Annotated in this window: 8 protein-coding genes; 3 read left to right on the top strand and 5 right to left on the bottom strand. The window is 65.6% G+C overall.

Features of this window, described 5'->3' with window-relative positions; translation table 11 throughout:
* Positions 1–18 precede the first annotated feature (18 nt).
* The 3 genes from HBH1_RS03205 to HBH1_RS03195 all read left to right on the top strand — a co-directional run bounded on the left by HBH1_RS03205 (position 19) and on the right by HBH1_RS03195 (position 3,024).
* The gene (locus HBH1_RS03205; RefSeq protein ID WP_102661541.1) at positions 19–774 is read left to right on the top strand and encodes an alpha/beta fold hydrolase; all 756 of its coding nucleotides are present in this window, start codon (positions 19–21) and stop codon (positions 772–774) included.
* A gap of 171 nt (positions 775–945) precedes the next feature.
* Positions 946–2,496, top strand: a complete 1,551-nt coding sequence (locus HBH1_RS03200; RefSeq protein ID WP_102661540.1) for a DEAD/DEAH box helicase — start codon at positions 946–948, stop codon at positions 2,494–2,496.
* 42 nt (positions 2,497–2,538) lie between these two features.
* Positions 2,539–3,024 (top strand): GNAT family N-acetyltransferase, encoded by a 486-nt coding sequence (locus HBH1_RS03195; RefSeq protein WP_102661539.1) that lies wholly within the window; start codon positions 2,539–2,541, stop codon positions 3,022–3,024.
* Between the two features lie 88 nt (positions 3,025–3,112).
* Here HBH1_RS03195 and HBH1_RS03190 read toward each other — a convergent pair whose 3' ends face one another.
* From HBH1_RS03190 to argH, 5 genes are read right to left on the bottom strand one after another with little or no spacing between them, the layout of a single operon-like run.
* Positions 3,113–3,922 carry a class II aldolase/adducin family protein gene (locus tag HBH1_RS03190; protein WP_233207500.1) on the bottom strand — a complete coding sequence of 270 codons (810 nt, stop codon included), beginning with the start codon at positions 3,920–3,922 and terminating at the stop codon, positions 3,113–3,115.
* A gap of 3 nt (positions 3,923–3,925) precedes the next feature.
* Positions 3,926–4,768, bottom strand: coding sequence for an ABC transporter substrate-binding protein (locus HBH1_RS03185; RefSeq protein WP_102661538.1), 843 nt, complete (start codon positions 4,766–4,768; stop codon positions 3,926–3,928).
* Between the two features lie 37 nt (positions 4,769–4,805).
* A complete protein-coding gene (locus HBH1_RS03180) occupies positions 4,806–5,573 on the bottom strand; it encodes an amino acid ABC transporter ATP-binding protein (protein ID WP_102661537.1) in 768 nt (255 codons plus the stop codon).
* Positions 5,570–6,445 carry an amino acid ABC transporter permease gene (locus HBH1_RS03175; RefSeq protein ID WP_102661536.1) on the bottom strand — a complete coding sequence of 292 codons (876 nt, stop codon included), beginning with the start codon at positions 6,443–6,445 and terminating at the stop codon, positions 5,570–5,572. The genes HBH1_RS03180 and HBH1_RS03175 overlap by 4 nt, the downstream gene beginning before the upstream one ends.
* The gene (argH, locus tag HBH1_RS03170) at positions 6,442–7,878 is read right to left on the bottom strand and encodes an argininosuccinate lyase (protein WP_102661535.1); all 1,437 of its coding nucleotides are present in this window, start codon (positions 7,876–7,878) and stop codon (positions 6,442–6,444) included. Before argH ends, HBH1_RS03175 begins: the two co-directional genes overlap by 4 nt.
* Between the last annotated feature and the right edge of the window lie 27 nt (positions 7,879–7,905).

The following is a 7,905-nucleotide window of genomic DNA, read 5'->3' as shown; positions in this document are numbered from 1 at the left end:
ATCTCCACCCTCCCCACCATGCCCTTTGCCCTGAGCGACAACCGCAAGATCCACTACCAGGTCGAGGGCGAAGGTCCGCCCCTGCTCTTGCACCACGGCTTTACCAGCAGCCTGGAAGCCTGGCGCTTCTTCGGCTTCACCTCGGTGTTGCGCCAGCATTACCAGGTCATCATGTTCGATGCCCTGGGCCATGGCCAGAGCGACAAACCGCACGAAACCGCCGCCTACACCCAGCTGCAGCGCTGCCGCGACGCCGTGGCCGTGCTGGACGCCCTGCAGATCGAGCGCGCCCATTTCTTCGGCTACTCGCTGGGCGGCTGGGTCGGCTACGGGCTGGTACGCCATGCGCCACAGCGCCTGCGCAGCCTCATCCTGGGCGCCGCCCATCCGTATGAAGATCGCAGCTGGGATGGCTTCCATGGTATCGACGGCCGCGACCCCGAGGCCTTCATCGCCACCTTCGAAGCCCTGCTGGACGAACAGATTTCGCCCCAGGTGAAGATGCTCATCCGCGCCAATGACCTGGTGGCCCTGGCCGCCGCCGCCCAGCAAGCCCGTCCCTCGCAGCAAGACCTGCTGGCACGGATGGACCTGCCCTGCCTGCTCTTCTGTGGCGACGCCGATGCGCGCCATGCCGCCGTCGAGCGCACTGCGGCCTTGTTGCCACAGGCAGAATTTGTCAGCCTGCCCGGCGTCACGCATTTCGGTGGATTGATGCAAAGCGCGCTGGTACTGCCTCCCGTGCAATCCTTCCTGGCCCGCCAGCACGGATGAGCTGCCCGCATCCGCATGCAAAATAAATCACGTCGCCCGCAGACTGCGCTGTTATACTGCGGCCTGCGCGGCGTATAGCCAGTCAAGTCCGCGCCCTCCTCAAGTTCCAACCCGTTTGCCTGCGACTGGCGCCCGTACGGGGCCACAGGCCAAACCCATTTTCAGAGTCTCATGTCATTTTCCGCGCTCGGCTTGTCCGACGAAATCGTTCGTGCCGTTTCCGAACAAGGCTATACCTCCCCCACCCCGATCCAGGCCCAAGCCGTCCCCGCCGTGCTCTCCGGTGGCGACCTGCTGGCCGGCGCCCAGACCGGCACCGGCAAGACCGCCGGCTTCACCCTGCCGCTGCTGCAACGCCTGTCGGCCATGCCGCGCAACAAGATCAACGGTCATCTGCCGATCCGCGCCCTGATCCTGGCCCCCACCCGCGAACTGGCGGCCCAGGTCGAGGAAAGCGTGCGCCAGTACGGCAAGTACCTGCCGCTGACCTCGGCCTGCATCTTCGGTGGTGTCGGCATCAATCCGCAGATCACGCTGTTGAAGCGTGGCGTCGATATCCTGGTCGCCACCCCCGGCCGCCTGCTGGACCACATGCAGCAAGGCACCGTGAACCTGCAGCACATCCAGATCCTGGTGCTGGACGAAGCTGACCGCATGCTGGACATGGGCTTCATCCGCGACATCCGCAAGGTGCTCGCCGCCCTGCCGCCCAAGCGCCAGAACCTGCTGTTCTCGGCCACCTTCGCCGACGAGATCAAGAAGCTGGCCGACAGCCTGCTGAACAACCCGGCCCTGATCGAAGTGGCCCGCCGCAACTCCACCGTGGAAGTGATCGCGCAAAAGCTGCACCCGGTCGACCGCGACAAGAAGCACCCCATGCTGGCGCACCTGATCAAGACCCACCAGTGGAAGCAGGTGCTGGTCTTCACCCGTACCAAGCACGGCGCCAACAAGCTGGTCGAGCAACTGGCCCGCGACGGCATCACCGCCATGGCGATCCACGGCAACAAGAGCCAGTCGGCTCGCACCAAGGCCCTGGCCGAGTTCAAGGACGGCAAGCTGACCGCCCTGATCGCCACCGACATCGCTGCCCGCGGCATCGACATCGACCAGTTGCCGCACGTGGTCAACTATGACCTGCCCAACGTGCCGGAAGACTACGTCCACCGCATCGGCCGTACCGGCCGCGCCGGCGCCACCGGCGAAGCCGTGTCGCTGGTCTGCGTGGACGAGCGCGACCTGCTGCACGATATCGAGCGCTTCATCAAGCGCGAAATCCCGGTGGAAGTGATCGCCGGTTTCGAACCGGACCCGACCGCCAAGCCGCAACCGATCCAGTTGCGCAGCGGCCAGGGTCGTCACCAGAACGCCGGTGGCGGACGTGGCGGTCAACGCAATGCACCGCGCAAGCCGGCTGCAGCCGGCAATGGCCATGGCAATGGCGGCGCCAAGCCTGCCAATGCCGGTGGCGGCGCAGCGCAGCAGGCCAAGCCGCGTAATCCGGGCAATGGCAATGCAGCGCGTGGCCAGGGTCGTCCGCAGGGCGGCCAGGCTGGCAACGGCGGCGGCAATGGGGGTGGCAACGGTGGCAATGGCGGCAACAACGCCAATCGCGCCCCCCGCACGGCCAATGCACAACCGCGCAGCCAGGGTCAGCAACGCCAGAATGGCCCGCGTCCGTCCGCGCTCACGCATGGCGGCCAACGCGCCAGCGGCAAGTAATCCGGTCGCGGCACATCGATTCGATCAGAGGAAAGGGAAGACATGGCAGTTTCCGTCGTCAAGGCCGATCTCGACAATGCAGCCCACGCGGCCGCACTGTTCGAGACCCTCAACGCCTATGCCAGCGACGCCATGGGCGGCGGACAGGCCTTGTCGGACTACGTACGCCAGAACCTCGCGGCAGAACTGAAGAAACGTTCCACCGCCCATGTCTTCCTGGCCTTCGACGGCGACACTCCCGCTGGCCTGGCAACCTGCATCGAGGGGTTCTCGACCTTTTCCTGCAAGCCGCTGCTGAACCTGCATGACCTGGCCGTGATGCCGGCCTATCGCGGCCAGGGCGTGGCCCGGCAGCTGCTGGCCAGCGTGGAACAGCAGGCCCGTGCACTGGGCTGCTGCAAGCTCACGCTGGAAGTCCTGGAAGGCAATACGGTGGCCCGTTCGCTGTATCGCGCCAGCGGCTTCGAAGGCTATGAATTGAAGGCCGAGACCGGCAAGGCGATGTTCATGCAGAAACTGCTGGACTGAACCTGCGCCTGCCCGCACATGACAACGCCCGCATCATCGATGCGGGCGTTGTCTTTTGAAGCGCCGATTTGAAGAACCGGTGACGCACTCAGCAGCGATACCCCGGCCCCTGCTCCTGCACCAGCCGCAAGGCCGCCTCCCAGGCCAGGTCGATGATGCCGCTGGCCTGGTCGTTGTCGAACTGGCGTGCGGCACGCAGGCGCACTTCCTCCACCGGCAGGTGCAAGGCTGCCCCGCCCGCTTGCGCCGCCACCTGCGCCTGGCAGGCCCGTTCCAGGAAATAGATTTCATGGAAGGCCGCCGCCACCGACTCCCCCGCCGCCAGCAAGCCATGGTTGCGCAGGATCATGGCCTTGTGCGACCCCAGCGCCGCCACCAGCCGCCCCCGCTCTTCGGTATCGAGGGCGATGCCTTCGTACTCGTGATAGGCCAGCTTGCCGTAGAACTTGAGTGCATGCTGGCTGATCGGCAGCAGCCCGTCACGCTGGGCCGAGACCGCAATCCCGGCCGTGGTATGCGTGTGGATCACGCAATGCAGGTCCGGCCGGGCCTGATGCACCGCCGAATGGATCACGAAGCCGGCGCGATTGACCCGCTGCGCTGGCGCGGCAGTGCTGCCCATCTGCACCGCCTGCCCCTGGGCATCCACCTTGACCAGATCGGAAGCGCGCATCTCGTGGAACAGCACGCCATAGCGATTGATCAGGAAGTGACCAGGCTGCCCCGACACCCGCGCCGAGATGTGCGTATCGATCAGGTCGGTCATGCGGAAATGCGCCAGCAGCCGGTACAACGCCGCCAGTTCGCAGCGTGCCTGCCACTCCACATCCTCGGCCCCCGTCAGGCCCAGCCGGTGGGCGGCGGCCTGCTCGGTCTCATCAAACTCGACGCCGGCCATGACTCACTTGCCCTGGTTGAGCGCGGCCGGCATGGCGCTGCCCTGCAGCTTGTACTTGGCCAGCAGCTTGTCGTAGGTCCCGTTGGCCTGCAGGCGCTTCAGGGCCTCCAGCACCGCGTCGCGCAGGCCCGGTTCGCTCTTGGAGACCGGAATGCCGGTCTCCTGCGCAAACAGCGGCTGCCCCAGCAGGACATAGGTATTGGGTTCCATGCCCTGGAAGTAAGGCAGGGTCTCGCTGCCCTGCACCGCCACGTCGATGCGGCCGGTCTTCAACTGGGTGCGCGCATCCACCGAGCCTTCGGTGCCGATCACGGTGATGGCCGGCTTGCCCTTGGCTTCACAGTTATCCTTGCTCCAGCCGGCGATCTGGCCCGGCCAGTTGGTATTGCGGCTGGCGCCGACCTTGGTGCCGCAGACGTCGGCGATGCCCTTGATGCGGGCCGCATTGGCCTGCAGCGTGAAGAATTGCGGACCGGTCTTCATGTAGTCGATGAAGTCGGCCACCTTCTGGCGTTCGGCCGTGTCGCTGATGGCCACCATGGCGATGTCAGCGCGGCCGGTGGTGAGCGAACTGAAGACCTGGGCGAAGGCGGTTTCCTGGTACTCCACCTTCAGGCCCAGTTCCTTGGCGATGGCCGCCCCGAGGTCGATGTCCAGCCCCATCAGCTCGCCCGTGGCCGGGTCCTTGTAGGCGATGGGCGGGTAGTTGGCCTGCGAGGCGATGACCAGCTTGCCGGCCTTCTTGATGCGATCCGGCAGATCGGCCGCGTGTGCGACGCTGGCGGCCAGGGTAACGGTGGCGGCCAACGTAGCCAGGCCCAACATAGTCTTGTGTTTCAGCTTCACGGGATTCCCCTTTCTGGTTGAGTTCTGCAATGCCGCATCAGGCCAGGATGGCCGCGATGAATTCCTGGGTACGTCGGTGCTGCGGGCGCGCCAGCACTTCACCGGGGGTGCCGGCCTCGATCACCTGGCCGCCATCCATGAACACCACCCGGTTGGAGACTTCACGTGCAAAGCCCAGCTCATGCGTGACCACGATCATGGTCATGCCGCTTTTGGCCAGATCCTTCATCACCGCCAGCACTTCGCCGACCAGTTCCGGGTCCAGCGCCGAGGTCGGCTCGTCGAACAGCATCAGCTTGGGCCGCATGGCCAGTGCGCGGGCAATCGCCACGCGCTGCTGCTGGCCACCGGAAAGTTCAGAGGGATAGGCATCGGCCTTGCCCGCCAGGCCCACCCGGGCCAGCAGGGCCAGCGCCTCTTCCTTCACTTCGGCACGACGGCGCTTCTGCACCACCACCGGGCCTTCCATGATGTTCTGCAGCGCAGTCATATGGGCGAACAGGTTGAAGCGCTGGAACACCATGCCGCCGGCCAGGCGCTGGCGGGCGATCTCGCCGTCGGACAGCTCGATCAACTGGTCGCCACGGCGGCGATAGCCCAGCAATTCGCCGCCGACCCAGATGGCCCCGCCATCGATGCTTTCCAGCTGGTTGATGCAGCGCAGGAAGGTGCTCTTGCCCGAACCCGAGGGACCGACGATGCAGGTCACGGCACCGGCCTCGACTTCCAGGTTCACGCCCTTGAGCGCGTGGAAGCCACCGTAGTATTTCTGGACCTCATGGGCCACGATCATGGGTGTGCTCATCCTGTGGCTCCCTGTGCGCCAGCCGCACGGGTACGTGCCCGGGCGCGGCGCTCGCGGGCAAATACCTGTTCCAGGAAATGCTGGCCGATGGAAAACACCGTCACCACCGCCAAATACCAGACGGTCGCCACGATCAGCAGTTCGATCACGCGGGCATTGGCGAAATAGATGGTCTGGGCGTTGTGCAGGATTTCGGAAAACTGGATCACGCTGGCCACCGAAGTCAGCTTGATCATGCTGATCACCTCATTGCCCACCGGCGGGATGATCACCCGCATGGCCTGCGGCAGCACGATGCGGCGCAAGGCGGTCAGGCGCGTCATGCCGATGGCCTTGGCGGCCTCGGTCTGGCCGTTGTCCACCGCCAGGATGCCGCCGCGCACCACCTCGGCGGTATAGGCGCCCTGCCCGATGCCCAGCCCCAGGAGACTGGCCACGAAGGGCGTGATGATGTCCACCGTGCGCGCCTCGAACCAGCCGGGAATGCCCATGGTCGGGAACACCAGCGCCAGGTTGAACCACAGCAGCATCTGCAGCAGCAGGGGCGTACCCCGGAAGAACCAGATGTAGAAGGTCGCCACCGCCTTGAGCAGCTTGTTGGGCGACATCACCATCACCGCGAAGACCACGCCCAGCACGATGCCCACCACCATCGCATAGATGGTCATGAGGATGGTGTTCAAGAGACCCTGCAGGATCACCTTGGCCGTCATGAACTTGGCCACCACCGCCCACTCGATCTGGCCGTGGGCGAAGGCGTGTACCACGAAGCCCAGCGCCAGCAAGATCAGCGCGGCCGACAGCCAGCGCCCGTAGTAGCGGCGCGGTACCACCTTGAGGTGGTCGATGGCATAGGGAGAGATGGTGCTCATGCTGTCGCTCCCGCTGCTGATGGCAACACCGCCTGCTGCGTCCACTGGCGCTGCGCGGCCACGGTAGCCTGCAATCTTTCCAGCTGAGCCTGCACCTGCAGCGGTGCGGTACCGCCATGGCCGCTACGCGCCGCCACAGCGGCCTCGGGCGTGAGAACCGTTCGTACTTCTGGCAACAGATGTGAACTGATGCTGCTCAACTCTGCATCGCTCAACTGGTGCAGCTCCAGCCCGCGCTCTTCGCAGGCGCGCACCATGGCACCGGTGATCTCGTGCGCCTGGGCGAACGGCACACCGCGACGCGAGAGCCAGTCCGCCACCTCGGTGGCGAGGGTGAAGCCCTGGGTGGCATCGGCGCGCATGCGCTCCTTGTTCACCTGCAGCGTGCGCATCATGCCGGCCATGGCGGGCAAGACCATGTGCAGCACGTCGATGGCCTCGAAGGCCGAATACTTGTCCTCCGACAGGTCGCGATTGTAGGAAAACGGCAGCCCCTTCAGGGCCACCAGCATGTCCATCAACAGCGAGATCAGGCGCGCCGAACGGCCACGGGTGAGTTCGGCGATATCGGGGTTCTTCTTCTGCGGCATGATGGAACTGCCGGTGGAGAAGGCATCGTCCAGTTCCACCCAGCGGAACTGGCGCGACACCCACAGCGTGACTTCTTCCGACAGGCGCGAGAGATGCGTTCCCAGCATGGCGCAGACGAACAGGAATTCGGCCACGTGATCGCGGCTGCCGACAGCATCGATGGAGTTTTCACAGGGGCCGTCATAGCCCAGCTCGGCGGCCGAGATCGCCGGATGCAAGGCAATCGCCGACCCCGCCATGGCCGCCGCGCCCAGCGGCGAATAGGCGGCGCGCCTGTCCCAGTCGATCAGGCGCGAGATGTCGCGACTGAAGGTCTGCGCATGGGCCAGCAACTGGTGCGCAAACACCACCGGCTGCGCCGCCTGCAGATGCGTGAAGCCGGGCACCAGCGTATCGAGATGCTGGCCGGCCTGGTGCGTCAGGGCGTCCTGCAGGTCCAGCAGCAAGGCGCCGATGGCGCGTGACTGCTCGCGCAAATAGAGCTTGAGATTGTTGGCCGCCTGGTCATTGCGCGAACGGCCGGCACGCAGCTTGGCACCGGTCGGGCCGAGCGCTTCCACCAGCACGCGCTCCATGAAGGTATGCACGTCTTCGTCGCCCGCCGTGGGCCGCACGGCACCACTGGCGATGGCGGCATCGAGTTCGCCGAGCTTGGCGACGATGGCGTTGCATTCGGCCTCGGTCAGCAGCCCGGCCAGGCGCAACTGGCGCGCATGGGCCTGGGACGAGACGATGTCGAAACGGGTCAGCCGGAAATGATCCAGGCCGCCCCGCGAGAGCGTCATCAGGGCCGGGTCGGGTGGCGAACGGAAACGCGCGCCCCAGAGGCGGGTATCAGTCATGCTGCTTCCTTCTCATGCGGTAGTGGC

Origin of the sequence: Herbaspirillum sp. BH-1 (genome assembly GCF_002870055.1) — a bacterium.
In the GTDB taxonomy this organism is placed as follows: domain Bacteria; phylum Pseudomonadota; class Gammaproteobacteria; order Burkholderiales; family Burkholderiaceae_D; genus Herbaspirillum; species Herbaspirillum frisingense.
Note: the sequence above shows the minus strand (reverse complement) of the source record. Positions and strands in the feature narration are given on the sequence as shown.

Coding starts and splice junctions, on each gene's coding strand:
- HBH1_RS03200 (WP_102661540.1), top strand. CDS start 946: ATGTCATTTTCCGCGCTCGGCTTGTCCGACGAAATCGTTCGTGCCGTT.
- HBH1_RS03195 (WP_102661539.1), top strand. CDS start 2,539: ATGGCAGTTTCCGTCGTCAAGGCCGATCTCGACAATGCAGCCCACGCG.
- HBH1_RS03190 (WP_233207500.1), bottom strand. CDS start 3,922: ATGGCCGGCGTCGAGTTTGATGAGACCGAGCAGGCCGCCGCCCACCGG.
- HBH1_RS03205 (WP_102661541.1), top strand. CDS start 19: ATGCCCTTTGCCCTGAGCGACAACCGCAAGATCCACTACCAGGTCGAG.
- argH (WP_102661535.1), bottom strand. CDS start 7,878: ATGACTGATACCCGCCTCTGGGGCGCGCGTTTCCGTTCGCCACCCGAC.
- HBH1_RS03175 (WP_102661536.1), bottom strand. CDS start 6,445: ATGAGCACCATCTCTCCCTATGCCATCGACCACCTCAAGGTGGTACCG.
- HBH1_RS03180 (WP_102661537.1), bottom strand. CDS start 5,573: ATGAGCACACCCATGATCGTGGCCCATGAGGTCCAGAAATACTACGGT.